The sequence below is a fragment of the Flagellimonas onchidii genome (assembly GCF_004804315.1).
Lineage (GTDB): Bacteria > Bacteroidota > Bacteroidia > Flavobacteriales > Flavobacteriaceae > Flagellimonas > Flagellimonas onchidii.
Window position 1 is genome coordinate 67,486 of the sequence record NZ_SRXX01000003.1, and the last position, 26,674, is coordinate 94,159.

Genomic DNA, 26,674 nt, shown 5'->3' on the forward strand with positions numbered 1-26,674 from the left:
TTTCAAAAAGCCTAAGATTTAACAGTTTATTAAGCCTCTACTGCAGATTGATTTATGGTATCAAGAATAGTGTTCAAGGTTTTGCTTGGACGCATTGCCTGGGAAGCTTTGGAAACTTCGGGAAGATAGTACCCTCCAATATCGACTGAATTTCCTTGTGCATCAATCAATTCTTTGGCAATTTGCTCCTCCTTGGCACTAAGTTGGTTGAATGCTTTCTCAAAAATGGACTTTAATCCTGAATCTTCTTCTTGAAGTGCCAATTGTTCAGCCCAATATAGGGACAAGTAAAAGTGACTTCCTCTAGTATCGAGCTCATTTACTTTTCTAGAGGGAGATTTATCGTTATCCAAGAATTTTTCGGTTGCTTTATCAAGTGCATCGGCAAGGACAATGGCTTTGGCATTCTGGTTTTTTTCTCCATAATGTTCCAAAGAAACACCTAAGGCAAGGAACTCACCTAATGAATCCCATCTCAAGTGGCCTTCTTCTAAAAACTGCTCTACGTGCTTGGGTGCAGAACCTCCTGCTCCTGTTTCAAAAAGCCCTCCTCCGTTCATCAAAGGAACAATGGATAACATTTTGGCACTGGTACCTACCTCAAGAATTGGGAATAAATCTGTCAAATAGTCTCTTAAAACATTTCCTGAAACCGAAATGGTGTCTTTACCTTGTTTAATACGCTCCAAAGTAAATTTGGTGGCTTCGATTGGCGAAAGGATGCGAATGTCCAGACCTTCAGTATTGTGATCTTTTAAATATTCGTTTACCTTTTTGATCAATTCCCTATCATGACCTCTTTCCTCATTTAGCCAAAAAACAGCAGGAGTATTGGTTGCACGAGCTCTGGAAACAGCCAATTTGACCCAATCTTGAATGGGAGCGTCCTTTACCTGACACATTCTCCAAATATCCCCTTCTTCAACATTGTGCTCCAACAAGCTTTCACCTGTTGTGTTGCTCACTACTTTTACTGTTCCAGCATTGGGAATCTCGAAAGTTTTGTCATGGGAACCATATTCTTCAGCTTTTTGTGCCATAAGCCCCACATTGGGTACCGTACCCATGGTAGTTGGATCAAAGGCACCGTGCTCCTTACAAAAATCTATTGTAGCCTGGTAAACTCCAGCGTAGCTACTATCAGGTATTACTGCTTTGGTATCTTGTAATTTTCCTTCTTTGTCCCACATTTTACCAGAATTTCTAATCATAGCGGGCATTGAGGCATCAATGATTACATCACTGGGGACATGTAGATTGGTAATTCCTTTGTCGGAATTTACCATGGCTAAATCTGGTCCGTTTTCAATCCCCTCGGCAATGGCATTCTCAATCTCCTCTCTTTGGTCATTTGGAAGCTCTTGTAATTTGTCCAATAAGCTTTCCAAACCATCGTTTGCGTTGACACCCAATTTCTCAAAAGTATCGCTATAGGTTTCGAATAAATCTGAGAAGTAGGTTTTTAAGGCATGACCAAAAATAATAGGGTCAGAGACCTTCATCATTGTGGCCTTAAAATGCAGAGAAAGCAAAAGGCTATTCTTTTTTGCATCGGAAACTTCCTTTTGCAAAAAGCTTACCAAGGCTTTTTTGCTCATTACGGTTGCATCAATAATCTCATCTTTTTGTAACGAAATCTTATCTTTTAAAATTATTGCGTTCCCGTCAGCATTGACTAGTTCAATTCGAACATCATCAGCATTTGACAAAGTAGTCGATAATTCATTGCTCCTAAAATCACCTTCTGACATGGTAGCCACATGTGTTTTTGAATCCGATGACCATGCTCCCATGGTATGCGGGTTCTTTTTGGCGTAATTCTTAATGGCCTTTGGTGCTCTTCTATCCGAATTACCCTCACGAAGTACAGGGTTTACAGCACTCCCCTTGATTTTGTCGTATTTGGATTTGATGGCCTTTTCTTCATCGTTCTTAGGCTCATCAGGATAGTTGGGAAGGTTAAACCCTTTTTGTTGCAATTCTTCAATTGCTTCTTTTAACTGGGGAATAGAAGCACTGATGTTTGGAAGTTTTATGATATTGGCTTCTGGCGTTTTGGCCAATTCACCAAGAAGGGCCAAATCATCTGGAATCTGCTGTTCTTTTTCCAAGAACTCCGGAAAAACAGCCATAATTCTTCCAGCAAGCGAAATATCCTTTGTTTCAATTTCAATATTGGCTGTGTTGGTAAATGCTTTTACAATGGGCAAAAAGGAAAGTGTTGCCAAGGCAGGAGCCTCATCGGTTTTGGTATAAAAAATCTTAGCCATTAAGGTGTTTTGTTAGAGCGGTGCAAATATACAATATATGGCTATTGTTATACTAGATGATTTTTTAAAAAAAGTGGTGGTTTTTTGAGGAAATAATAAAAAACAAAAGCCATATCTATGTTTGTACATTGATATGGCTTTCTGAAAAGGGCTAAAAGACATCATTTTGCGTTGCCACAAAATCGCAACCATTGATTGCGTCCGTTGCCCCTTTGACGTTTACTCAACACTATGTCCTTAATTTTTCAACTAAACAACATTTTGCAAAGCGTCTAATGGATTCCTGAACTCTATCAAAACGGAAAATTGCTCTCCCGTCCGCACATAGGGTCCATTATTTCTTCCTTGGTTCTGCCGAAACTTCCCCAGATTCGAAATTCCTTTTGTGATTAGTAGTGCTACCAATTTAAAAGGGAGTCACTAGTTTAAAGAACGTCAACTTTAAATTGAAAACATAAATTTGATATAATCTCCTTTATATTTCTGTTACTAAATTAGGATAAAGTCTGAGATATCCAAATTTTGTAAGCAATTAAAAATCAACACAATATAAACTGTGGTTATTAACAATTGTTCATAAAAAAAGCACCTTGAAAAAGGTGCTTTTTATACAAAAGGAATTTATACCTATCCTCTAATCTCTTTAATACGGGCTTTTTTACCGGTAAGTCCTCTAAAATAGAAGATACGTGACCTACGTACTTTACCTTTTTTGTTTACTTCGACACGTTGAAGTGCGGGCATGTTGATAGGGAAAATTCTTTCCACTCCTACAGTACCAGACATTTTTCTAATGGTAAAGGTTTCGGTTGCCCCAGTTCCTCTGCGTTGGATTACAACACCTTTGAAGTACTGTGTTCTTGTTTTTTCACCCTCTTTAATTTCATAATAAACAGTGATAGTGTCACCAGATGAAAATTGAGGAAAGTCTTTTTTAGGAACAAATTCGTCTTCGACAAATTTTATTAAGGATTCCATTGTATTGTTTTTTAAAGTTTTACAAGATTAACTTTCACGGATTTCGTCAGAGGTTAATTTTGCGATTGCAAAAGTAATGCAATATTTAGAATTGACAAGACCTTTTTTGTTTTTTGATTCAATTTACGCTACTGTCTTTTTTAACATACTTAATTCCGAACAACAACAATCCTATGGCAGAGATAATAAAAGGAAGCTGACCAACTATGTTTTGGATGGCACTGGTTTTTGCCAAAAATTCAGAACCTTCTCGTGCGGCAATCAATGACCAAAGAAGGTTTCCAAAATAAAGAAGAATTGAAAGAATTGCTCCGACCAGCATTAAAATGGAGCCCGTATTTTTTTGCTTCACGACCAATACAATACACCCAATAACAAATAACAGTGTTCCAAGTCCGCCTAAAATTCCACCAAATACGAAGTAAGTTTGTAGATTTTTCATATTACTTTAATAAATCAGGCCTTTTTTCTTGTGTTCGCTCTAGCGCTTTCTCTTCTCGCCACTTTTCAATTTTTGGAAAATCTCCACTTAACAAGATGTCGGGGACTTTAGTTCCTTTGTAATTGGAAGGTCTTGTATAGACAGGAGGGGCCAATAAATTATCTTGGAAAGTATCGGTAAGTGCGGAGGTCTCATCATTCAACACGCCTGGTAACAACCGGATAATAGCGTCGCATAAGACGGCTGCGGCCAATTCCCCGCCAGAAAGCACGTAGTCTCCAATAGAAATTTCACGGGTCACGAACAAATCTCGGACCCTTTGATCTACTCCTTTATAATGGCCACATAAAATAATGAGGTTTTTTTTGAGGGAGATTTCATTGGACGTGCCTTGATTTAGCGTATCACCATCTGGGGTCATGTAAATAACCTCGTCGTAATCCCTTTCACTTTTAAGTTGGGAAATACATTTATCGATAGGTTCTACCATCAAAACCATACCGGCACCTCCTCCAAATTGGTAATCATCAACTTGTTTATAGTTTCCGGAGGAATAGTCCCTCAGGTTGTGCAAATGAACTTCTACCAAGTTCTTTTCGATGGCACGTTTAAGGATGGATGCTTCAAAAGGACTCTTCAAGAGCTCTGGTAAAACTGTTATGATGTCTATCCGCATGGATGATTTTGTTTGTGGAACAGCACTACAAATTTGACCAAAAATAATGAAGATAGTCTTCATCTTTTTTCCAGTCCATCCGTTCGTACAACTTTTGGGCAGGATTGTCTACTGCTGTCTCCAAAGCCAATCCTTTGTAATTTAATCTTTCGCAATGTGTCTTGGCTGCATTCAGCAAAGCCTCACCCACACCTTTTTTTCGTGAATCGGGAGACACAAACAAATCATTTAACACGAAAAAAGGCTGTAATGATACGGATGAAAAAGTGGTGTAAAGCTGGGTGAAACCAATTGGATTTCCATTCTCCAAGGCCAAAAACACCACGGTTTCGTTCTTTAAAAAGCGTTCTTCTAGAAAACTTCTTGCTGTGTCCAAATCAGAATCTTTTTTATAAAAAACTCTGTATGCATCAAAAAGTGGGACAATTTGTTCTAAATTATCCAGTGAAGCTTTAATGATTTCCATATAAAATGGTGACTGATAACCTTCCGTAAAAAGATGATGATTTATCTGCGTTTTTTCAGGGAAACGGTTATTTGTTCTTTTGTTTGTTCAATTCGTCCTGTAATTGGCGGCTGATTTTTTGCTCTCTCTCTAAAGAACGTCTTCTGTGCTGTTCATATTCTTTTTCTAAATCTGCCAAAGCCGTTTTAGCTTGATAGGTCAAGAAGTTACTGTTCCTAAATTTGTAAATGAAAAACAAGAGGAACAGCAATAGGCCAAATATCATGGACCAGAGAATAAACTTATAAGTACCCTTGCTTATTAAAGCGCCGAAAAAGGAAATACTGTCTTTTTCTTCGGTCACATTTTTTAAATTATTGGTGGTCTCCTGTAATTTGGCATTAAGGTCTTCAATTTCGGCCTTATTGCTGGTTATTGTGGATGACAGATTTTTTATCGTGGCATTGGCCGAATTGATAGAGTCGAAAATATTTCCTTTTATTTGGTAGAGGTCTCCAAGTTTAATGACTTCATACCTTATACCATTTGCTCTATAATTACCTGACTTTCGTTCCAATTCTTGAAACTGTCCCACCAAAGTTTCATCTTTTTCGGATTGTTGGCTCTGTTGTTGGGCATTTACGCTATAAATAGAGGTAAGTAGGGTAAGGGTGAGAAGAATTCGCAAACATTTCATGGTGAACGTGTGTTTAATTTTGATTAAGGGTACGGCGAAATTACGCCAATAAACTAAAAATCAAAAGAAAATCGTCAATACTCAGCCTTACCCAAGCTCAATTATCCTATTAATAATAGGTATACCTTCTTACTTTGGCTATATATTTTGCCAATCTGATGACCTGATGGGAATATCCATATTCATTATCATACCATATATATAGTACAATACTTTTTCCATCAGCAGAGACCAAGGTTGCTTTACTGTCGTATATGGATGGAGCTGAGGCTCCTACAATATCCGAGGAAACGAGTTCATTACTCAAAGAGTATTTTATTTGCTCTACCAAGTCACCTTCCAAGGCATATTTTTTTAGAATGGTATTGATACCTTCTTTAGAAGTTTTGTTTTTTACTTCAAGATGCAAAATAGCCAAAGAGCCATTTGGTACAGGTACCCTGATTGCATTGGAGGTCAACTTCCCCTTTAGAGATGGCAATGCTTTGGCAACTGCAGCTCCGGCTCCTGTTTCGGTGATGACCATGTTGAGGGCAGCGGCTCGACCTCTTCTGTACTTTTTGTGCATATTGTCCACCAAATTTTGATCATTGGTATAGGCGTGGATGGTTTCCAGATGTCCTTTTTTAATTCCTAAAGAATCTTCAATAACTTTTAAAACTGGAGTGATTGCGTTTGTTGTACATGAAGCAGCGGAATAAATCTTGGTCTTGTCGGGGCTAGATTCTTTGTGGTTTACGCCATGAACGATATTAGGAACTTCTTTTCCAGGAGCGGTCAACAACACCTTACTGGCTCCTTTTGCCTCTAAGTGCCTGGATAAGGCTTCTTTGTCTCTAAATGCCCCAGTATTGTCAATAATTAAAGCATTATAAATGCCATATTTGGTATAATCAATGGTTTCGGGTTTGTCGGCGTTAATGAACCTGACCGTGGTCCCATTGATGATCAATGCTTGATTTTCCTCATCAATGTCCACAGTGCCCAAAAACTGTCCGTGAACAGAATCAGTCTTCAATAGAGCCGCCCTTTTCTCGAGAATTTCTCTGTTTATTTCTCCTCTGACCACAATGGCCCTTAATCGCAATTGACTGCCCCTGCCGGTTTTTGCCATTAATTCACGAGCCACCAATCTTCCGATTCGTCCAAAACCATATAAGACTACATCTTTTGGTTTAATTTCCTTTGAAGACTGGGCGTCCTTAAATTTCTCTAGCACAAAGGCCTTCACATTTAGATGGTTGTTGTCTTCCGAGTGGTATTCATAGGTCAATTTGCCAATATCTAATTTGGCCGGAGGTAGGTTAATGTCATTTATTGCCCTTAAAATCTCGACTGAATCGAAAATTGAGATAGGTTTTTGAACAAATTCACCTGCATATTCATGTAGGTTGATAATGTCGCTGACATTTTTGTCGATAATTTGATTTTTGAAAAGCACAACTTCTATGGCCTTATCGTACCAAAGATCACTTATAATTTTAATAAATTCTGTGGTTGCTTTTCTTCTGTCGGCTTGAAACGCCAGTTCTTTTTCGTAGGATTTAATATCTCCCATGAGATTAGATTGAGTTAGAGTTAGTTGTTGTTAGTTGGAGGCAAAATTATATATTTCAAACGTTTTCGTAAAAAAATACGTATAAAAAAAGCACCTACAATGAGGTGCCCTTTTTTAGTTGTTTATGCAGATCTTATTGAAGAATCAGACGTTCTTTTTCACCTTTTTCATTGATCATGGTGAAACTTGTTCGACCATATCTAGAGATTTCACCAAAATGTTCTTTGGCGTCATCAATATTATCTATTTCATTATCATCCAAGGCAATAATCACCTTGTTTTCAAGATCATATCTTTCATAGCCTTGTGGTACGTCAATAATTTTGACCCCTTTTTGGGTCCCATAAGTCCTTTTGTCTTTAGCTGATAGGTTTTTAACAGTGAACCCAGTAGCTGGAAGTATAGCGGTTTGATCCTTTTTTAAGGTAACCTCTCTTGTTAGCCTCTTGCCTGACCTCTCCACGGTAACCTCTATAATATCTCCTGGTCTTTTGGAGCGCAAATAGCCAGTCAACTCAGAAAACTTACGAACTTTTATATCGTCCACTTTTTTTATCACATCACCCTTTTCCAGTCCAGCAGCTTCTGCTCCTGAATCTTCAGTAATTTCTGATATGTAAACACCTTCGATTTCGTCGAGTCCTAGTTCAGTGGCACTTTGAGTGTTAAGGTCGCCACCTCTTATTCCTAACAAGCCACGTTGTACATTTCCAAACTCCATGATATCTTCAACCACTTTCTTGGCAATATTACTTGGTACCGCAAAAGAATATCCCACGTAGGATCCTGTCTGGGAGGTGATAGCTGTATTGATTCCTATAAGGTCTCCATTGGTGTTGACCAAGGCTCCACCGCTATTGCCAGGATTTACGGCGGCATCAGTTTGTATAAAAGATTGCTGCCCCAAAGTCAGGGATCTGGCTTTAGCACTAACTATTCCTGCTGTAACGGTTGAAGTAAGGCTAAAAGGATTACCAACAGCCAAGACCCATTCTCCAACTTTGGCATTGTCTGAGTCTCCAAAGGCCAAATAGGGAAGAGGTTTGTCCACATCAATTTTTAAAAGTGCTATATCTGAACCTGCATCAGTTCCTATCACTTCTGCTTTAAACGTTTTTTTATTGTTCAAGGTTACCTCCAACTGACTAGCATTGGCGATTACATGATTGTTGGTCACGATAAATCCGTCAGGTGAAATAATAACTCCAGAACCTGTTCCTATTTGAGGAGCTTGCTGGCGCTCAGACCCGTAAAAGAAATCAGCAAGACTATTACCACTTCTGCTTATGCTCATATTTTTAACATGAACTACTGCATTTACAGTTTTCTCCGCAGCAATGGTAAAATCTACTTCATTGATACCTGCTCCCCTAGCAGAAGTAGCCAAGGTACTTGTGCTCACAAATGGCGTTTCTTGTCCGGTTTGGACGATTTTATAGTTGTCTTTTTCAAAAAATAATTTATATGCTCCTAACGTAATTGCTCCTGCAAAAAGTGATACTAGGAACAAACTGGCTATTTTCTTCATAATTCAATAATAATTTAACAATTCAATTCAACAAAATTAAGTCAATTCATTTTTGGCTTTGTCGGTTTAACTCGCTTTTAACTACAAAAAAAACCTTAAAGAATACCCTATCTTTGTTCTTTTGTAAGCAATTATGATACTGCAATTTTTTAAATATCAAGGGACCGGTAACGATTTTGTAATTATTGACAATCGCCATAATGTGTTTCCCAAAAATGATACCAAGTTAATTGTAAGACTCTGTGATAGAAGGTTTGGTATAGGTGCAGATGGGCTTATTTTGATTGAAAATGATGAAAAGTCTGATTTCAACATGATCTATTACAATTCCGATGCTAGCCAAAGTCTTTGTGGTAATGGAGGTAGATGTGCAGTAGCCTTTGCACATTATTTGGAAATGATTGGGAATGAAACCACTTTCAATGCCATTGATGGACTTCACTACGCAACAATCGAAGGAAGTGAAGTGAACCTAAAGATGGGGAATGTAGATGAAATCAAAGAAAAACCGACCTACACATTTTTGAATACAGGATCTCCACATCATGTTCAGATGGTTGATAACTTGGAAGAGGTTGATGTAAAAATTGTCGGTGCCAAGCTTCGATACGGTATGTACGGTCAGTCTGGAAGCAACATCAATTTTGTGTCTCAGATTGATGATGACTCTTTCAATGCTCGGACATATGAACGCGGTGTTGAAGATGAAACCCTTTCGTGCGGTACCGGAGTAACAGCCGTGGCCATCGCAATGCACAAAATGGGGAAAACAAAATCTGATTTAGTGAAGATCAATATGCCTGGAGGAAACTTGTCGGTCAGTTTTGAGCAGCAAAACGGTTCATATACCAATATTTTTTTAAAAGGGCCTGCTAAGCAGGTCTATAAAGGAGAAATTGAATGTTAGATTTGAAAGGTAAAAAAGTTTATCTCAGGGCCTTGGAATCTAAAGATCTTGAGTTTTTATATCAACTTGAGAACGATACTTCTATTTGGGAGATTAGCGGAACCTTAAAGCCATATTCAAAAAAGGTTCTGAGACTGTATCTTGACAATGCCCACCGCGATATTTATGATGTGAAACAGCTTAGACTATGTATTTGCGATATAAAGGATAATTGTATCGGTCTTATCGATTTATTCGATTTTGATCCCAAAAACAAAAGAGCTGGAGTGGGAATCGTTATTGCAAAACCTAGTGATAGAAATAAAGGTTGGGGAGCAGAAGCACTTTCGTTGTTGTGCAATTATGCTTTTTCCATTTTAGATCTGCATCAACTGTATGCGAATATTTTAGAAGAAAATGAAAGAAGTATCCATTTGTTCGAGAAGTTAGGTTTTGAAAGAATCGGTCTTAAAAAAGAATGGATAAGAACCAGTAATGGGTTCAAGAATGAAATCATGTTTCAAAAAATAAATTCAAGTGTATCTTAAAAAAGTACTTTGGGCAGTAGCCATATTGGGTCTTTTAATTTGTGGGTTTGTTGCTTATCAGATTTATAGCGCCATTTTTAATCCAAATACCCAATTTAATAATGGCGAAGCCTTTGTTTATATAAGTTCTGATGCCACAATGGCCGATGTAAAGCAGAACCTTGAACCCCTATTGAAAGATATCTCTAGCTTTGAGGCCGTGGCCGACAGAAAAGGGTACACCCAAAACATTAAAGGGGGTAAATATGCCATTAAAAAGGGGATGAACAATAATGAAATCATTAATACCCTTAGAAGTAGAAACCTGCCCGTAAAAGTGTCTTTTAACAATCAGGAAAGACTGGAAACTTTGGCGGGAAGAATTTCAACACAAATTGAAGCGGATAGTCTTTCGTTACTGCAAGCCTTTAATGATGTTACATTTTTGAATACCTCTGGATTTGATGAGGATACCAAACTATGCATGTATTTGCCAAATACTTATGAATTTTTCTGGAATACCAATGCCGAGGATTTTAGGGATAGGATGCTCAAGGAATATAAAAGGTATTGGAATGCTGAAAGGCTGGAAAAAGCAAAAAAAATAAATTTGACTCCCTCTCAAGTAATGTCTTTGGCGGCAGTTGTTCAAAAGGAGACGGTAAAGGCAGATGAGAGGCCTAGAGTGGCCGGAGTATATGTGAATAGAATTAGAAAAGGTTGGCCTTTACAGGCAGACCCAACGGTTATTTATGCCATTAAAAAGGAAACTGGCAATTATGACACTATTATTAAACGTGTATTGTATAGGGATTTGGAAATGGATTCTCCTTACAACACCTATAAACATAAAGGTGTGCCACCTGGGCCAATTACAATGCCCGACATTTCTTCAATAGAAGCTGTTTTAAATCCTGAAAAGCACGATTACCTCTACTTTGTGGCCGATGTTTCCAATTTTGGGTACCATATGTTTGCCAAAACTGGTGCGCAACATAACCGAAATAAGGTGCAATACATCAATTGGCTCAACAAGAAAAAAGTATACCGATAGTGTAGTTTGACGTTAATTTTCAGCTATTTAACGTTATTTGAGACCTATTTAAGAAAAACTTAGGAGCTTTGAACTTGTAATTAAAATGTCTCCCCCTATATTTGCCGGCCAAATTTGATTTCATTGTTTTTCGGCAATGGGACATTTAAAATTTGAGTTATGAAAAGATGGATAAGTTTTATTTTGCATCTTGCCATGATTGTAATCTTGACGAGCTTTGGTTCCTACACCATGTCTAAGCAAGAGGACTTTAAGGTTCCTGACTCGTTAAAAAACTTGACTGATGAAGAGGCTTGTGTACTTGAAGGAGCTATTTCAGAAGAAACTTTGGTCAATCCTCCCTACTTAGGTGATTCGTACAATGGCTTTAAGGAAGCACTTGCATTCAAAGAATCGCAAGGAAGATACAATGTCGTCAATACGTTGGGCTATCTAGGAAAATATCAATTTGGATTAAGCACGCTGAATCTAATGGGCGTTAATGATGCCAATGTTTTTTTGAACGATGCCAAACTTCAAGAAAAGACATTTGAGACCAATATAGCACGAAACAAGTGGATTTTACGGAGGGACATTAAGCGTTTCAACGGAAAGAAAATAAGAGGAGTGATTGTGACAGAGTCAGGTATTTTGGCAGCTGCGCATTTAGCTGGCGCTGGAAACGTCAAAAAGTATCTGAGGTCTTATGGCAAGGTTGATGTTGCTGATGCCTATGGAAGTAACATTTCATATTACATGCGAAAATTTGCTGGGTTTGATATTTCAACAATCAAGCAAAAAAGAAATGCAAAAGTTTAAATAAGTTATATTTCACACGATTTGGATTAATGGCCCGGAATTTTTCTGGGCTTTTTTATGCTTGAATGATAAAAATGGCCGGGCGTTTGTTTAGGTCGAGCTCAATTTCCTTCCATTCATGTACGGTTTTGGTCTTAATAAATTCTGTCGGCAAAGTAATGTCGGCCGCGATACAAAGTCGGGTGTTTTTGTGAAGCGTTTTGGTCAATTCGGCAAGTAGTTTGTCATTTCGGTAAGGAGTTTCCATAAAAATCTGCGATTGCCCTTTTTCATCGGAAAGTCTCTCCAATGTTTTTATCATTGCCTTTCTTTCGACCTTATCAATGGGTAAATAGCCGTTAAAAGCAAAATTTTGACCATTCATACCGCTAGACATCATAGCCATCAGAATGGAGGAGGGGCCGATTAATGGAACAACTTGTATCCTTTTTTCATGGGCAACTCTGACTACAGCAGCACCCGGATCTGCAATACCAGGGCAACCAGCTTCAGAAAGAACACCAATATTGTGTCCACTTATACACGGGTCTAGATAGGACGGAATGATGGCTGGGTCCGTGAATTTGTTCAAAGTTTCAATATGAAGACTTGGTTGGGGTTTGCTAGGACTAATTCTTTTGATGAACCGTCGCGCGGTCTTCTCATTTTCTACAATATAATAGTCGATATTTTCAATTGCCCTTTTAATAGAAATGGGGAGCACTTCTAATGGAGCATTGTCCCCTAAGGCAGTTGGAATCAAGTAAACTTTTCCTGAAACTAAACTTGGTTTTGATTCTTCCATGGGGTTATATCAATTTTTTGGCAATGGCTTCACATGCAATATCAATCATTTGAAACACATTTTCAAATCCATCCTCTCCACCATAATATGGGTCTGGAACCTCGCTTACACCCAAATCTACTTCGTCTAACAAAAGTTTTACTTTTCTTTCTTCAACTTTGCTGCCTGCCAACTTTATAATATTGGCAAAATTGCTTTTATCCATTGCATAGATCAAATCAAATGCTTCAAAATCCTTTTCAGAGAACTTTCTACATTTTTGAAAACTGATATCAAGGCCGTGCTTTTTGGCAACTGCAATTGACCTTGGGTCAGGGGAGTTTCCCACATGGTAACCTGCAGTTCCCGCAGAATCCACTAAAACCGTTTCAGGATTAATCTTTGATTTCAGGATGCCTTCGGCCAAAGGTGATCTGCAAATGTTACCAAGGCAGACCATCAAAACTTTGGTTTTCATGAAATGGGATTAGGAGAATTTTTTGTTCAGGTCCTCTATATATTTTCGGAACTGTTTGTCGGTTTCGGCAAGATTGTCCACAGTTTTACAAGCGTGCAATACAGTGGCATGATCACGTTTTCCAATTTGGGAACCGATACTGGCTAAGGAAGCTTTGGTGAATTTTTTAGCAAAGAACATAGCCAACTGCCTCGCCTGTACAATATGCCTCTTTCTTGTTTTGGATTGCAGGGTGGCAACATCCATTTCAAAGTAATCGGAGACGACCTTTTGAATATAGTCAATAGAAACCTCTCTCTTGGTATTCTTTACGAACTTATCCACTACTTGCTGTGCCAATTCTAAGGTTACCTCACGTTTGTTAAAGGAAGATTGCGCAATCAACGAAATGATGGCACCTTCAAGTTCCCTAATATTGGTTTTGATATTTTTGGCAACGTGGTCTATTATGTCTTCGGGCATTTCAACTCCATCCCTGTACAATTTGTTCTTTAGAATAGAAACCCTTGTTTCGTAATCAGGACTTTGCAATTCTGCCGAAAGTCCCCATTTGAACCGGGATAACAATCGTTGCTCAATGTCTTGCATATCCACAGGTGCCTTATCTGATGTAAGGATTACCTGCTTTCCATTTTGGTGCAAGTGGTTGAATATATGGAAGAACACATCTTGGGTTCCCGATTTGCCCGAAAGGAACTGCACATCATCAATAATCAACACATCAATGAGTTGATAAAAGTGAATGAAATCGTTTCGAGTATTCTTTTTAACCGATTCAATATATTGTTGGGTAAATTTCTCAGCGGAAATATATAGAACTGTTTTTTCTGGATACTTGTCCTTTATTTCAACTCCAATGGCATGGGCCAAATGGGTTTTTCCCAATCCGACCCCTCCAAATACCAATAAAGGATTAAAGGAAGTGCCTCCTGGTTTGTTGGCCACTGCCATACCTGCTGAACGAGCTAAGCGGTTGGAATCGCCCTCCAAGAAATTTTCAAAATTATAATTTGGGTTGAGCTGGGACTCAATCTTAATATTTCTTATACCAGGAATTACAAATGGATTTTTAAGCTCGGGACTTTTAGAGGTGATGGGTACATCTAACTCCTGAGGGCCCACAGCAGTACGATTTGAACTTGGAATCTGTTCGGTGAACGGCTCCTTGTTCCCGTACTTGTTTTCCATTTTAATGATATAGATTAGTTTGGCATTATTGCCCAACTCCTTGGTCAAAGCTACTTTTAAAAGCTTCACATAGTGCTCTTCGAGCCACTCGTAAAAAAACTTACTGGGAACTTGAATGCTAAGTGCCTTATCGGTCAACTTGATGGGCTTGATAGGCTCAAACCAAGTTTTGAATGCCTGCGGTTGGATATTATCCTGGATAAAAGCCAAACAGTTTTTCCATACGGAATTTGCAGTAACACTCATAAAAGTCTTTCCTTAGTTTTTGTTGGTTAGCTTTACGCTTTTGATTAAGTCATCCGAGGGGGTATCAGATGTTTTTTGATAGCGACAAATATGTGAACAAATCTTTGAAAAAAAAAATGAATTCATCGTTGAATTTTCTGTTTTTTTTTCGCATGTTCCCTAGCGAATGACCAAGACTTTAAATATATAATTTTTCAATTAAAATATGTACCAAAATTTATTTTCTTTTCGGGTTAGATATGCAGAAACTGACCAAATGGGTATAGTGCACCATGGTAATTATGCTCAATATTTAGAAATGGGAAGAATCGAGTGGTTAAGAGACATAGGCACCTCTTATAGAGAGATGGAGGAAAATGGAATCATACTTCCTGTAATTTCCCTACAAATCAATTATAAAAAATCGGCATTGTTCGATGATCTACTTACGGTAGAGACCACAATTAAAAAACCTCCATTGGTCAAAATTGAGTTTGATTACAGGATATTCAATGAATCCGATCAACTATTGTCCACCGCAAACATAGTTTTGGCATTCATGGATAAAAAAAAGAACAAACCTATTAAATGTCCTGACTATATTTTGGAAAAATTAGATTTTTAAATGTCTGATAAAATTCAAAAGTTGAAGAATGAAAAGTAAGATGTGAAAAAAATAAAGTAGCACTCTGAGCTTAGTTGCACACTGATCATTGTTGATTGCTAATTGTTCAAGGAGATTTTCGAACACTTATATTTTGCATCTCTTCAAAAATCTGCTTGGTTAGCTCCGCTTCACTTTCACGTACGGAAATGACCAATTCGCATTTCAGTTCCATCTTTTGCAAAACAATTTTGATACCTCTTTGTTTGATTGTTCTCATTACTTTATCCATTTCAGGGTAATTGAAGAGAAGTACAAAATGGGTTGTCACGATTTTTTCAATGATTGAGGCGCTTTCGAGTGCCATTTGAGCGGCAGTACGGTATGCTTGAATCAGGCCCCCGACTCCTAGTTTGGTGCCACCAAAGATTCTGGCAACGGCCACAAGTACGTTGGTTACTTCAAAGGATTGAATTTGTCCATAAATGGGCATTCCTGCCGAATTGTTGGGTTCTCCATCGTCATTGGCTCTGTAGACCACATTTTTTTCTCCCAATTGCCATGCATAACAAACATGATTTGCGGTATGATGCTTTTTGCGTAAGGATTCAATGATTGGCTTTACCTCATTTTCGTTAGAAATGGGATACGCATATCCAAAAAACTTACTTTTTCTTTCTTTGAAAAGAATTTCTGGAGAAGGTTCTGAAAGTGTTTTGTACACATCGTCTTTCATTAAAACAAGGCTACCAATATTATACTTGCTACCGCGAGCATAATTCCTCCCCAATTTTTCGGACTCATTTTTTCTTTGAATAAAACTATGCCTAAAAGTGTGGTTAACATCACTATGGCTACATTGTTGAGGGTGAAAATGGCGGCGCTTTCCAAGCCACTGGCTTGTAAGGCTCTTAGCAAAAAGAAAATTGAAAAGTAATTGGGGATTCCCAAACAGATACCCCCTAATACATTCTTGAAGTTCAACTTCAGCGGTTTTTTAATTGCTTTTACACCAATAAAAACAAATCCAGAAATGGCAGCAAATCCAAAAAGCATTGCCGAAAAAATTGAAACCTCATCAGGTTCCAAGTGGTCAGTCTCAAAATATTTGATGCTAGCGTCAATAATTCCAGAACCTAAAAAAACAAGTAATGGCAGTATAAGTGTCTTTTTGGAAATTGCCATTCCTCCGTTTTTTATAGAAGCAAAATAAACAGCGGCCAGAGCAAGAAAGATTCCTGCTATTTGAGGGCCTGAGAGTTTTTCTTGATATAGGACAACCCCCAAAATTACCGGTATCACCAAAGACATTTTTGTGGCTACCGAAGCTACTGAAACACCTGCTACTTGAGATGTCTTTGCCATTAAATTAAACACTAGAATAAAAAACATTCCTAATGCAACAGCGCCCCAAAACCATGATTTTTCAGTCGTTTCTTCAAAATGGAAAGTGTTTTCAGAAAGTAATAGGCCAACGGTACAAGCCACAACATAGTTGACCACTATGGCATACAAAGTCTGAATTTTGAACACATCGAACAGTTTAAAGATGACAAACAAAAAACTGGTGCAGAGTACGCTTAATACAAGGTATATCATTTACAAACGGGACATTAATTGTGTGACATCTTCTTTACCCACCTGCAAATTCCATATATTGATCCCTAGACTTGAGGCGGCATCTGTGTTTTCCTTGGTATCATCAATAAATAGGGTTTCAGAAGCAACTAGATTATCGGTGTTTAACACAAACTCAAAAATTTCCAAATCAGGTTTGCGCATACCCATTTCATATGAAAGATGAAAGGTTTCAAAAGCGTTTTTAAACCTATCGAATTTTTCCATTCCCATTTGCTCTTTTACATATTCTATATGGATGTCGTTGGTGTTGCTCAAAAGAAATAAGCGATAGTTGTTTTCTTTCACCAAATTCTCAATGAACTCCAACCGTGCATCTGGGAAATCCTTCAAAATGGCGTTCCAAGCATCAACAAGTTCATTTTCTTTGGCAGTGGGAAAAAGTTTGGATACTGTCTCTAAAAAGACTGGTGAACTAATAAGTCCTTTTTCGTAATCCATAAACAAGGTGTCGAGCTCAGGGGTAAGGTTTTCAAATCCAAATTTCTGCATGGCCCTGGCTGTTGCAGGCTTGTCCAAGTCGATGAAAATATCCCCAAAATCAAAAATAATGTTCTTAATCATTGCGGTAAATGGATAAAGTGTCCGATACTATCTTGTTCCGTGATACTGGTATTCCTTGCATTCTCGGTGCTAAAACACCTTTTGAGAACGTTGAGCTTCCTGTAAAAACCCTAGCTTCGTCCCAAAGATTTTCATCGATAAAAGTTTGAAGTGTTTGGGCGCCACCTTCGACCAATATACTGGTAATATTTTGTTTGTGAAACGTTTTACAGATTTGTGAAGCCAAAGGTGCTGAGAAATCGATGATTTCATAATCAAGTCCATTCAGGTATTTTGATTTTTCTTTTGTTTCTGTCAGGATAATAGTTTTTACGCTTTTATCGAGCACATGGAACTCGGTTGGAATTCTTAGAGACTTATCCATAATCACCCGAACGGGATTTTTTCCTTTCCAATTTCTTGTAGTGAGTTTAGGGTTGTCTTCCAGAACCGTGTTCGTTCCGACCAAAATGGCTTGTTCTTGGCTGCGCCATTGGTGCACCAATTGTTTGGAATGAGGATTAGTGATCCAGAATGGCTCTGGGCTATTTTTTCTCAATGATTTGTCTGGAGCGATAAAACCATCTTGGGTTTCCGCCCACTTTAAAATAATATAAGGACGTTTTTTTTCTTGAAAACTTAGAAAGCGTTTATGGTGTAATTGACACTCAACTGCTAAAACTCCTACGATTACATTGCAACCTGATGTTTTCAATTTTTCGATTCCTTTTCCAGCTACCTTATTATGAGGGTCTTTTAGCCCGATGACCACTTCTGGAATCTTGTATTTTGCAATCAAATCTGCGCATGGAGGTGTTTTGCCAAAGTGGGAGCAAGGCTCCAAGGTCACATATAATGTGGACTTGGGCAGCAACGTTTTATTCTGTACGGAATTAATTGCATTTACCTCGGCATGAGCCTCGCCATATGGACTTGTGTAACCTTCTCCAATGATTTTATCTTGATACACGATAACACATCCGACCATGGGATTTGGTGCAGTGCTTCCAAGTCCTTTTTCACCTAATTGTATACACCGCAACATGTATTTTTCATGTATCTTCACCTAGCAAAAATAGGATAATAAAATGCAATATGGGTGATGTTGTCATTCGGGAAATAACCCGTGAGGATAATAAGCAGGTAGCTGTTTTGATTCGAGAGGTACTGTTGGAAATGGGAGTGCCAAAAGTAGGGTCTGCCTATGCCGATAAAGCGTTGGATGATATGTACTCGGCGTACAATAATTCAAAGGCTGCTTATTTTGTGATTGAGGATAAAGGGCAAATAATAGGATGTGCTGGATTAGCTCAGTTAGAAAATTACGAGGGCAATATTTGTGAACTTCAAAAAATGTATGTTTCACCTGAGGTTCGTGGAAAAGGTTTTGGTGCACAATTGATTTCCGTTTGTTTGGAAAAAGCTAAGGAGTTTGGGTTTGAGCAATGCTATTTGGAAACCATGCCCTATATGAAGGCTGCCCAAAAACTTTATAACAAATACGGTTTTGAATATTTGGAAGAGCGTATGGGAGATACGGGCCATTACGCCTGTCCAGTTTGGATGATTAAAAAACTTTAATGTGCTGTTACGGGAAATAAAGAACATTTTTCACAAAGAACTGGGTGAAACCTATCCCGAAGGAGAAATAGACACTTTTTTTTACTTGTCCATTGAGCACTATTTAAAACTCGAACGCTTTGCCTTGGTCCTTCAACCTAACCTTGTATTAACAAAAGAGGAAGAAACTCCCCTTTTTAGAGTGGTAACCGAACTCAAAAAGGAAAAACCTATACAATATATATTAGGTAGCACCCATTTTATGGATTTGGAATTTAAAGTGGATGAAAACGTGCTTATTCCAAGACCGGAAACGGAAGAACTGGTTCAATGGATTCTTGAGGAATGTCAGGCTGAGCGTAGTCGAAACCTTAGGATTTTAGATATAGGTACAGGAAGTGGTTGCATAGCCGTTTCATTGGCCCAAAACTTGCCAAATGCTAAAGTTTATGCCATGGACATATCTGAAAAGGTCTTGAAGGTTGCGCAACAAAACGCCATGTTAAACAATGTTGAGGTCACTTTTCTTCAAAAAGATATCCTTAATCCCGAACTTGAGTTTGAACTGTATTCTGAGTTTGAATCTGTACTTGAGCTTCAATTTGACATTATCGTTTCCAATCCACCCTATGTGCGCGAGTTGGAGAAAGAGGAAATGAAAAAAAATGTACTGGAACATGAACCCGATTTGGCCCTCTTCGTACCCGATAACAATCCCTTACTTTTTTACGATGCCATTACTCAATTTGCAAAAACCCGTTTAAAAGAAAATGGAAGTTTGTTTTTTGAAATCAACCAATATTTGGGAAAGGAGACTAAAGCACTTTTAGAAGCGCATAATTTTTTGGAAATTGAGCTGCGGAAAGACATTTTTGGAAATCACAGACTGCTTAAAGGAATTAGACCATGACCATCCAACAAAAAATAACATCTTTAAGAGATGAACTTCGCGAACACAATCATAATTATTATGTGTTGGACAATCCTACCATTTCCGATTATGAGTTTGATGTTAAGCTAAAGGAACTTCAAAAATTAGAGGAGGAAAATCCGGAGTTTTATGATGAGACCTCCCCAACGTTAAGGGTAGGAGGTGCAGTGACCAAAAATTTTGAGACCATTCAACATGAACACCGCATGTACTCTCTGGACAATTCGTATTCCAAAGATGACCTCGAGGATTGGGAAAAGCGCATCCAACGCATTTTAGGGGATGTGCCCGTTGAATACACGTGTGAATTAAAGTATGATGGCGCTTCCATCAGCCTTACCTATGAAGACGGAAAGTTGGTGAGGGCTGTCACTCGTGGTGATGGTTATCAAGGGGATGATGTTACCACAAACATAAAGACCATAAAATCGGTTCCTTTGCAGTTAAAAGGAGACTATCCGCCCAAATTTGATATCCGGGGGGAAATTATTTTGACCTTGGAAGGATTTGCCAAAATGAACCAAGAGCGTATTGCCAATGGCGAAGAACCCTACATGAATCCACGTAATACAGCTTCAGGAAGTTTAAAATTACAGGATAGTGCATTGGTTGCAGAACGACCCCTGGAGTGTTTGTTATATAGTATCGTGGGCAAGAACCTTGAGATTACCTCTCAGTTTGAAATGTTGGACAAAGCCCGTTCATGGGGTTTTAAGGTGCCGACTGTGGCCAAACATTGCAAAACCACCAATGAGGTTATGCAATTTGTGGAGCACTGGGATGTGCATCGACATGACTTACCTTATGAAACTGATGGTGTGGTCATCAAGGTAAATAGTCTACGCTATCAAGAAGAGTTGGGATATACGGCCAAGGCCCCCCGATGGGCCATGGCATATAAATTTAAGGCTGAACAGGTATCAACGGTGTTGAATGAGATTACCTATCAAGTGGGACGAACAGGTGCTATTACCCCTGTGGCAAATCTTGAGCCGGTTCTACTTGCTGGTACTACGGTCAAAAGAGCTTCCTTGCACAATGCCGACCAGATTGAAAAGTTGGACATTCGTGAAGGAGACACTGTTTTTGTAGAAAAAGGAGGGGAGATTATCCCCAAGATTATTGCGGTTGACCTTGGAAAACGCCCTGAAGGTTCGCACCCTACCCAGTACATTCAACATTGTCCAGAATGTGAGACCGAATTGATTCGAAAAGAAGGAGAGGCCCAGCATTTTTGTCCTAATGATACCGGTTGCCCTACCCAGATTACTGGGAGAATTCAGCATTTTATTTCAAGAAAAGCAATGGATATTGAGGGCATGGGCAGTGAAACGGTGGAACTTCTATTCAAAGAAGGGCTCATCGCCAATTATGCTGATTTATATGTGCTTACCAAGGAACAGGTAATGCCTTTAGAGCGGATGGCCGAAAAATCGGCCGAGAATTTGGTCAACGGGGTAGAAGCGTCAAAGACTATCCCTTTTGAAAGGGTGCTTTTTGCCTTAGGCATTCGATATGTAGGCGAAACGGTGGCCAAAAAGTTGGCCAAAGCCTATAAGAACATCGATGCATTAAAGGCTGCATCCGAGGAGGAGCTGGTGAGTGTGGACGAAATTGGAGGTAGAATTGCCGAAAGCGTGGTGCAATTCTTCGCTAACCCCACCAACGTAAAAATTGTAGAGCGATTAAAATCATATGGATTACAATTCTCACTTTCCGAAGAACAGTTGGAAAACCAATCCGATAAATTGAAAGGGCAAACTTTTGTGGTTTCGGGGGTGTTTGAGACCATAGGGCGTACCGAATTGAAAAAACTTATAGAGGATAATGGGGGCAAGGTATCTTCATCCATTTCATCCAAAACCAGTTTTTTGGTAGCTGGTGCCAATATGGGCCCCAGTAAAAAGACAAAAGCGGAAGGTTTGGGCGTGCCTATTATTTCGGAGCAAGAGTTTCTAAAAATGTTATAATTTTAGAACTATGGATTTTCTTGGAGAATATGATAAAATAGTAACCTACATCATGATTGGTTTTGCGATTCTCTATGTGATCATTGAGGTGGTACTCAATGTAAACGAAACAAAAGAAGATACTTCAAACATTATCCTTCTAAAAGCGGCCCAAAACAAACTCTTTTTCATTCCTTTTGCTTTAGGAGCGATAATGGGACATCTATTTTTGGGGACAAAGAACCCTGATTTTCGCATGTCCAATTCAATGTATCCCGTGCTTATACTTTTTGGAGGAGCGCTATTGAGTATTGGAATTGCTTATGCGTTGCGTCTAGAAAAGAAAATCCCAATATGGGCTTTGAGCATTTTGTTGGTGTTGGGACTTGTCTATGGTCACCTTTTTTGGTCAATGAACTATATATGAGCAATATGATAGACTTGATTGTAAAGAAAAACAAAAACACAATTAAAATCGCCAAGATTGTGATAGCTTCCATATTGGGTTTAATGATAATGGCTGATGTGGTTTTGGTAGTTTTGGGATTGTCAAACGATGAAATTCCTACTTTCAGCAAGGTGATTAAAGAAAATCGAACAAGTTTGATATGGTTGAATTTTTTGCTTGGCGGACTCTTTTCTAAAATATTTTATGGTAGAAAAGTCGAAGTAAAAAAGAACGAAATCTCTGGTGTTTTTGCTTTTACCGCAGTGATTTTGGTTTTGGCGGTACTTGGTCAATTTCTTCCCAAAGATTTGGATAACATGGTACATCTGGTTGTAATGATAGGTGGGGGATTGCTCGCTCATTTTGCATGGCCTCAATTTGTTTTAAGTGGGTCTTCCAAATAACTTTCCGACTTTTCTAGAATCAATTAGCAATCCGTCTCCAGATAGGAAATGGCCATTGGCATTGCAAGCCTTATGGTGGGATGCCAAAGGAGATTGGAATGCCTCACACAATATTGCTCAAGATTTGCACACCCCATTAGGAAGTTGGATACATGCTTATCTGCACAGGAAAGAAGGTGATGACAGGAATGCAGGGTATTGGTACAGACAAGCAAACAGACCTTTTCCGAAACATACTTTGCAGGAAGAACTCAAAGAGCTTGTGGAGTTCGTTATCAAATAAAAATGCCGAGCAATTTGCCCGGCATCGTCTACCAGTTCGGTTTATTTGAGTTAGGACATAAAAACAAGGTTCGCTAGAACCCAATTGTTTAAAAACCCGCGCAAAATACGGTTATTGTTATGAAATAAACAAATAGCTTTCAAATCTTTTCTTTTTTGTTCCACTGTAGTCACCTTTTAAGGCATATAGTTATTGGAATGACTTTTCCTAATCTCCCTTTCACTCATTTTTCCTTTATTCCTAGTTAGAAGCTTTAGCAAATTACTTACTTCTCACGTTTGACCTTTTTCATTCCAACTTTCTTTATCTATGGTCATTCATCTGATTTAAACTACCGTTCGTCTAAGTATTGTCTCAGGACGCTCATTTATCAATCCAAACTGGGCATTCGTCAATCCATGTGTTGACCAAAGCAGGTAAACTTGGAAATTGCGGCCTCAACCTTTTAAAAAAAAGATGAAAGCAAAGAAATTAGTTTACGCAGCTTTTGCTGCATTGATTGTCTTGTCTTGTAGCAAAGACGATGACCCTAAACCAACACCACCGACCCCAGAACCCGAAAATCAGGCACCTACCGTATCATTTGTAAGCCCAACCGCTGATACAGGAACGTTATGGAACACTATAACGGTTGAATTGAATGCAGCTGATAGTGACGGCGCCGTTGCAAAGGTGGAATTGTTTGTCAATGACGCTAAAGAAGCTGAGGTTGCAACTGCACCCTTTACTTTTAATTGGAATAGCAAAGGAGTGGAAGATGGAGTTGTAGAGCTAAAGGCTGTAGTGACGGATAATGAAGGAGAAACTGCTACATCCATGGTAAATGTAAATGTGAAGAATCTTTTGTTGGACTATTACCTTTATGATGGATACCTGAAGAGTGATACAAATGTGGCAAATTTCACCTATATCACCAGTCCTGCGCCCGAACGAGAAATTCTTTATGTGGCACAGATTACAAGTGATACATTTGACGAAGCAGTTCAGCGGCCAGATGATTTTGGGGGAGAAACTTTTGATGTTCATTTTTTGGAGTATATAAAAGATGATGTAAACCAAGGAGAGATAACCACTTATCATGGAGTAACCCCTGGTGATTTCCATCCTGTCCCATCTACACCGACTGACTTTGGTTCCGAATTGGGCGAAGCCAATGTAACTTTTACCGAAGTGCTTGATCATGATTATGCATTGATTTTCTCTGGAGGCAACACCAACCCAATTACCGATAATACACAACGTTCATTCACAGTTTACGAAGAATTTGATCTTGGTTATGTATATCTAAGAGTTGGAGATGTGGGCTATTATCATGCCATAAATTTTGGCGCTGGAGATCATGTTCTCCCGCTAAGTGCCATGGATTCTCCAATGGAAGGCTATACTTTTACAGATGATGGCTCTGCAAATACAGTTAGCTTATTGGTTCAGGGACATACTGCACCAGGTCGTTTTTCCCCAGCCGTGACAGTGTACCGCGAAAATGCAGCTGTTGGGGGAGATACGTTCGAAGCAAATTTTCATGTTCCCAAGGATGAAGATGAGGTATTTGACCATTACTATACCAATGTGAGAATACAAGAAAATGGCAAGCACTATGTACATGAAGACTATGATGGGGTGTTGACATCCATGAAAAAATTGAATGCGACCTTTTTAGCAGATAACAAAACATTATCCGAGCTTGATATTACGGCAACTTCCACAGATAATTTCGATTTTCTAAAGGCTACCTTTCAAGTTGCTGTGTCGGGTAGTTTTATGTTTAACTGGGAAAGTTATTCCAGCGATGATAATATCACCTTTCCGCCCATACCTACAGAAGTTTTCGAAACGACCAATGGGGTTTTCAACAGCACGGATATTGCCTTTAAAGATGTAGAAGCCATTACACTCTTATTGGAAGATAGGGACAACTATTCTGGCTACGACGAATATATTGATGTTAAGTTCGGAAGAAAAACAGAAGAAATAGAGCGAAAAACTCGCCTATTTGTTTTTGAACAATTGTAACAAAGACCTAAACACTGTCATTACGGGAGCTGTTCTTCGTTTATGGAGGGCAGCTTTTTTGCAACTATACTTTTATGCTCACCCCGTTGGCCTTGGCATTCTTGTTTTGATCAAAATAGAAATCAATTCTGCCCAAGTTTAACCCATAGGCACCTACTTGATTAACCAAAACCGGATTTCCCTGCTGATTGGTATATACTTCCGGATTTTCCAAAAACGTATGGGTGTGTCCACCAATAATCAAATTTGTATAATGGGTTCGTTGGGCCAATTGTGTATCCGAAGGTCTGTCAGGACTATCATAATCATACCCCAAATGTGAGAGACAGATAATAAGGTCGCAATGTTCTTCTTCCTTAAGCTTTCGCTCTGTGTCCAACGCAATTTCGAATGGATTAAGATAAACAGTTTCTTTATAAAGTCGTTTGGTGACCAGACCATCCAACTGAATCCCAATTCCGTAGACGCCAATTTTGATATTGTCCAATAAATAGATGTTATATGGTTTTACAAAACCATCCAACACCGTGTTGGAAAAATCATAGTTCGCCGATAACAAATCAAAGGTCGCATTGGGAATTTGAGCGAGCAATCCATCAACTCCGTTGTCAAAATCATGATTTCCAATGGTTGCAGCATCATACTTGAGTTTGCTCATCAGTTTAAACTCAAGCTCACCGCCATAAAAATTAAAGTATGGAGTGCCCTGGAAGATGTCTCCTGCATCCAAAAGTAAAGTATTGGGATTTTCATTTCGAATCCGTTCAACAAGACTGGCTCTTCGAGCTACACCACCTAGGTTCGGGTAGAGCGAATGTGATTTTGGAAATGGATCTATGTGACTGTGCACATCATTGGTATGCAAAATGGTAACTTGTTTAGAACCCAATCCTTGACAGGAGTTAAGGCTAAGCCCTCCTAATCCAACAAAAGTGGATGTTGCGGCTGTGTTTATAATAAAATCCCTTCGCTTCATTTACTTGAGTTGAATAAATCTATTGTCAACAGATGATTTTACGGTATCTATCTTTTTAAAATGGTCAATAATGGCATTTCGAAGTAAATAACCAGTATCTGTCACATTGACCATATCATTGAAAAAACCAATGCTTGGTCCACCCTGAACCAAATAATCAGAGGTGGCTACATAATAGTTGCGGGTTTCGTCAAAAGGGCTTCCTTGGATATCCACGGATTCCAATCCGCCATTTTTGTTCAATACAATCTGCATTCCAGCAATGGGGTGTACTCTAGAAGCCTCCATCAGAAATGTGATTAGTTTCCTTACCGCCGAACCATTCAATTCCACTACGGAGATGTAGTTTTCAAAAGGCATAATCTCAAAGGCATTTCGCGCCGATACATTTCCTTTGGAAATAATACTACGGATGCCACCTCGATTCAATACAACAAAATCCAAATCTTTGCCCGTTTGCGTCTTAAAGACGGGGGCGGTTTCGGCAAAAACGATATCTGCCATCAAATTCCCCATTGAAGTATTATGCTCAGCATCATCCAACGGAATGGATTCCGGGGCATAGGCCAAAGTGCTGTCCAAAACCTGATTGATTCTGTTTTTGAAGGGTGCAATATAGGCTGAAATCGAGTCGTTGCTTACCAGCGTATCGTCAATTTCTAATTGTTTTCCCTGAATCTCTGAAAGTTGTCCTTGCTTTTGTCCGCAAGAAACCAATAAACAAAAAGTTACGAATGCAACAAATTGTTTTAATTTTAAAATATACACGTTCTTATCTTTGTAAAGTAATCCTAATGGAATAATTACCTTTG

General features: G+C 38.8%; 29 protein-coding genes. 12 read left to right on the forward strand and 17 right to left on the reverse strand.

What is annotated here, in order from left to right; genetic code table 11:
• Positions 1-29: 29 nt before the first annotated feature.
• The 8 genes from E4661_RS04195 to E4661_RS04230 form a co-directional block, all read right to left on the reverse strand.
• Positions 30-2,270 carry an NADP-dependent isocitrate dehydrogenase gene (locus tag E4661_RS04195; protein WP_136465570.1) on the reverse strand — a complete coding sequence of 747 codons (2,241 nt, stop codon included), beginning with the start codon at positions 2,268-2,270 and terminating at the stop codon, positions 30-32.
• A gap of 627 nt (positions 2,271-2,897) precedes the next feature.
• Positions 2,898-3,248, reverse strand: a complete 351-nt coding sequence (gene rplS, locus E4661_RS04200) for a 50S ribosomal protein L19 (RefSeq protein WP_136465571.1) — start codon at positions 3,246-3,248, stop codon at positions 2,898-2,900.
• Between the two features lie 118 nt (positions 3,249-3,366).
• Positions 3,367-3,690 (reverse strand): hypothetical protein, encoded by a 324-nt coding sequence (locus tag E4661_RS04205; RefSeq protein WP_136465572.1) that lies wholly within the window; start codon positions 3,688-3,690, stop codon positions 3,367-3,369.
• A 1-nt stretch (position 3,691) separates the two neighbouring features.
• Positions 3,692-4,366 (reverse strand): tRNA (guanosine(37)-N1)-methyltransferase TrmD, encoded by a 675-nt coding sequence (gene trmD, locus E4661_RS04210; RefSeq protein ID WP_136465573.1) that lies wholly within the window; start codon positions 4,364-4,366, stop codon positions 3,692-3,694.
• 25 nt (positions 4,367-4,391) lie between these two features.
• A complete protein-coding gene (locus E4661_RS04215) occupies positions 4,392-4,832 on the reverse strand; it encodes a GNAT family N-acetyltransferase (protein WP_136465574.1) in 441 nt (146 codons plus the stop codon).
• Positions 4,833-4,899: 67 nt separating this feature from the next.
• Complete coding sequence (locus E4661_RS04220) at positions 4,900-5,508, reverse strand: tRNA (guanine-N1)-methyltransferase (protein ID WP_136465575.1); 609 nt, start codon at positions 5,506-5,508, stop codon at positions 4,900-4,902.
• 109 nt (positions 5,509-5,617) lie between these two features.
• Complete coding sequence (locus E4661_RS04225) at positions 5,618-7,066, reverse strand: glyceraldehyde-3-phosphate dehydrogenase (protein ID WP_136465576.1); 1,449 nt, start codon at positions 7,064-7,066, stop codon at positions 5,618-5,620.
• Positions 7,067-7,199: 133 nt separating this feature from the next.
• Positions 7,200-8,594 carry a S1C family serine protease gene (locus tag E4661_RS04230; protein ID WP_136465577.1) on the reverse strand — a complete coding sequence of 465 codons (1,395 nt, stop codon included), beginning with the start codon at positions 8,592-8,594 and terminating at the stop codon, positions 7,200-7,202.
• 133 nt (positions 8,595-8,727) lie between these two features.
• On the opposite strand from E4661_RS04230, the gene dapF reads away from it, so the two are divergent.
• From dapF to E4661_RS04250, 4 genes are all read left to right on the forward strand, one after another.
• Complete coding sequence (dapF, locus tag E4661_RS04235) at positions 8,728-9,501, forward strand: diaminopimelate epimerase (RefSeq protein ID WP_136465578.1); 774 nt, start codon at positions 8,728-8,730, stop codon at positions 9,499-9,501.
• A complete protein-coding gene (locus tag E4661_RS04240) occupies positions 9,495-10,028 on the forward strand; it encodes a GNAT family N-acetyltransferase (RefSeq protein ID WP_136465579.1) in 534 nt (177 codons plus the stop codon). Before dapF ends, E4661_RS04240 begins: the two co-directional genes overlap by 7 nt.
• Positions 10,018-11,061 carry an endolytic transglycosylase MltG gene (gene mltG / locus E4661_RS04245; RefSeq protein WP_136465580.1) on the forward strand — a complete coding sequence of 348 codons (1,044 nt, stop codon included), beginning with the start codon at positions 10,018-10,020 and terminating at the stop codon, positions 11,059-11,061. Before E4661_RS04240 ends, mltG begins: the two co-directional genes overlap by 11 nt.
• A 159-nt stretch (positions 11,062-11,220) precedes the next feature.
• A complete protein-coding gene (locus E4661_RS04250) occupies positions 11,221-11,859 on the forward strand; it encodes a lysozyme family protein (RefSeq protein ID WP_136465581.1) in 639 nt (212 codons plus the stop codon).
• 55 nt (positions 11,860-11,914) lie between these two features.
• Here the strand turns inward: E4661_RS04250 and E4661_RS04255 are convergent, their stop codons facing one another.
• From E4661_RS04255 to dnaA, 3 genes are read right to left on the reverse strand one after another with little or no spacing between them, the layout of a single operon-like run.
• The gene (locus E4661_RS04255) at positions 11,915-12,643 is read right to left on the reverse strand and encodes an SAM-dependent methyltransferase (RefSeq protein WP_136465582.1); all 729 of its coding nucleotides are present in this window, start codon (positions 12,641-12,643) and stop codon (positions 11,915-11,917) included.
• A gap of 4 nt (positions 12,644-12,647) precedes the next feature.
• A complete protein-coding gene (locus tag E4661_RS04260) occupies positions 12,648-13,100 on the reverse strand; it encodes a low molecular weight protein-tyrosine-phosphatase (RefSeq protein ID WP_136465583.1) in 453 nt (150 codons plus the stop codon).
• A 9-nt stretch (positions 13,101-13,109) separates the two neighbouring features.
• On the reverse strand, positions 13,110-14,534 hold the full coding sequence (gene dnaA, locus E4661_RS04265; protein ID WP_136465584.1) for a chromosomal replication initiator protein DnaA: 1,425 nt from the start codon (positions 14,532-14,534) through the stop codon (positions 13,110-13,112).
• Positions 14,535-14,739: 205 nt separating this feature from the next.
• Between dnaA and E4661_RS04270 the strand changes: the two genes are divergently transcribed.
• On the forward strand, positions 14,740-15,138 hold the full coding sequence (locus E4661_RS04270) for an acyl-CoA thioesterase (protein WP_136465585.1): 399 nt from the start codon (positions 14,740-14,742) through the stop codon (positions 15,136-15,138).
• Between the two features lie 106 nt (positions 15,139-15,244).
• Here E4661_RS04270 and E4661_RS04275 read toward each other — a convergent pair whose 3' ends face one another.
• Genes E4661_RS04275 through ribD form a run of 4 tightly spaced genes read right to left on the reverse strand, consistent with a single transcriptional unit; the run spans position 15,245 to position 18,343 of the window.
• Positions 15,245-15,853 (reverse strand): IMPACT family protein, encoded by a 609-nt coding sequence (locus E4661_RS04275; RefSeq protein ID WP_136465586.1) that lies wholly within the window; start codon positions 15,851-15,853, stop codon positions 15,245-15,247.
• Positions 15,853-16,716, reverse strand: coding sequence for an EamA family transporter (locus E4661_RS04280; protein ID WP_136465587.1), 864 nt, complete (start codon positions 16,714-16,716; stop codon positions 15,853-15,855). Before E4661_RS04280 ends, E4661_RS04275 begins: the two co-directional genes overlap by 1 nt.
• Entirely contained in the window at positions 16,717-17,319 is a 603-nt protein-coding gene (locus E4661_RS04285) for an HAD family hydrolase (protein WP_136465588.1), read from the reverse strand.
• Positions 17,312-18,343, reverse strand: coding sequence for a bifunctional diaminohydroxyphosphoribosylaminopyrimidine deaminase/5-amino-6-(5-phosphoribosylamino)uracil reductase RibD (gene ribD / locus E4661_RS04290; protein ID WP_240751407.1), 1,032 nt, complete (start codon positions 18,341-18,343; stop codon positions 17,312-17,314). Before ribD ends, E4661_RS04285 begins: the two co-directional genes overlap by 8 nt.
• Positions 18,344-18,393: 50 nt before the next feature.
• Here ribD and E4661_RS04295 point away from each other — a divergent pair, with 50 nt between their 5' ends.
• The 7 genes from E4661_RS04295 (at position 18,394) to E4661_RS04325 (ending at position 24,886) form a co-directional block, all read left to right on the forward strand.
• The gene (locus tag E4661_RS04295) at positions 18,394-18,879 is read left to right on the forward strand and encodes a GNAT family N-acetyltransferase (RefSeq protein ID WP_136465590.1); all 486 of its coding nucleotides are present in this window, start codon (positions 18,394-18,396) and stop codon (positions 18,877-18,879) included.
• Position 18,880: 1 nt separating this feature from the next.
• On the forward strand, positions 18,881-19,768 hold the full coding sequence (gene prmC, locus E4661_RS04300; RefSeq protein ID WP_136465591.1) for a peptide chain release factor N(5)-glutamine methyltransferase: 888 nt from the start codon (positions 18,881-18,883) through the stop codon (positions 19,766-19,768).
• Positions 19,765-21,759, forward strand: a complete 1,995-nt coding sequence (gene ligA / locus E4661_RS04305) for an NAD-dependent DNA ligase LigA (protein WP_136465592.1) — start codon at positions 19,765-19,767, stop codon at positions 21,757-21,759. The genes prmC and ligA overlap by 4 nt, the downstream gene beginning before the upstream one ends.
• A 10-nt stretch (positions 21,760-21,769) precedes the next feature.
• On the forward strand, positions 21,770-22,165 hold the full coding sequence (locus E4661_RS04310) for a hypothetical protein (protein WP_136465593.1): 396 nt from the start codon (positions 21,770-21,772) through the stop codon (positions 22,163-22,165).
• Positions 22,162-22,590: a hypothetical protein gene (locus tag E4661_RS04315; protein WP_136465594.1), complete on the forward strand. Its 429-nt coding sequence runs from the start codon at positions 22,162-22,164 to the stop codon at positions 22,588-22,590. Before E4661_RS04310 ends, E4661_RS04315 begins: the two co-directional genes overlap by 4 nt.
• A complete protein-coding gene (locus E4661_RS04320; protein ID WP_136465595.1) occupies positions 22,574-22,873 on the forward strand; it encodes a hypothetical protein in 300 nt (99 codons plus the stop codon). Before E4661_RS04315 ends, E4661_RS04320 begins: the two co-directional genes overlap by 17 nt.
• Positions 22,874-23,329: 456 nt before the next feature.
• Complete coding sequence (locus tag E4661_RS04325) at positions 23,330-24,886, forward strand: Ig-like domain-containing protein (RefSeq protein WP_136465596.1); 1,557 nt, start codon at positions 23,330-23,332, stop codon at positions 24,884-24,886.
• 64 nt (positions 24,887-24,950) lie between these two features.
• Here E4661_RS04325 and E4661_RS04330 read toward each other — a convergent pair whose 3' ends face one another.
• Both E4661_RS04330 and E4661_RS04335 read right to left on the reverse strand, forming a co-directional pair.
• Complete coding sequence (locus E4661_RS04330) at positions 24,951-25,862, reverse strand: metallophosphatase (protein ID WP_136465597.1); 912 nt, start codon at positions 25,860-25,862, stop codon at positions 24,951-24,953.
• Positions 25,863-26,630 carry a 5'-nucleotidase C-terminal domain-containing protein gene (locus tag E4661_RS04335; RefSeq protein ID WP_240751408.1) on the reverse strand — a complete coding sequence of 256 codons (768 nt, stop codon included), beginning with the start codon at positions 26,628-26,630 and terminating at the stop codon, positions 25,863-25,865.
• Positions 26,631-26,674 lie beyond the last annotated feature (44 nt).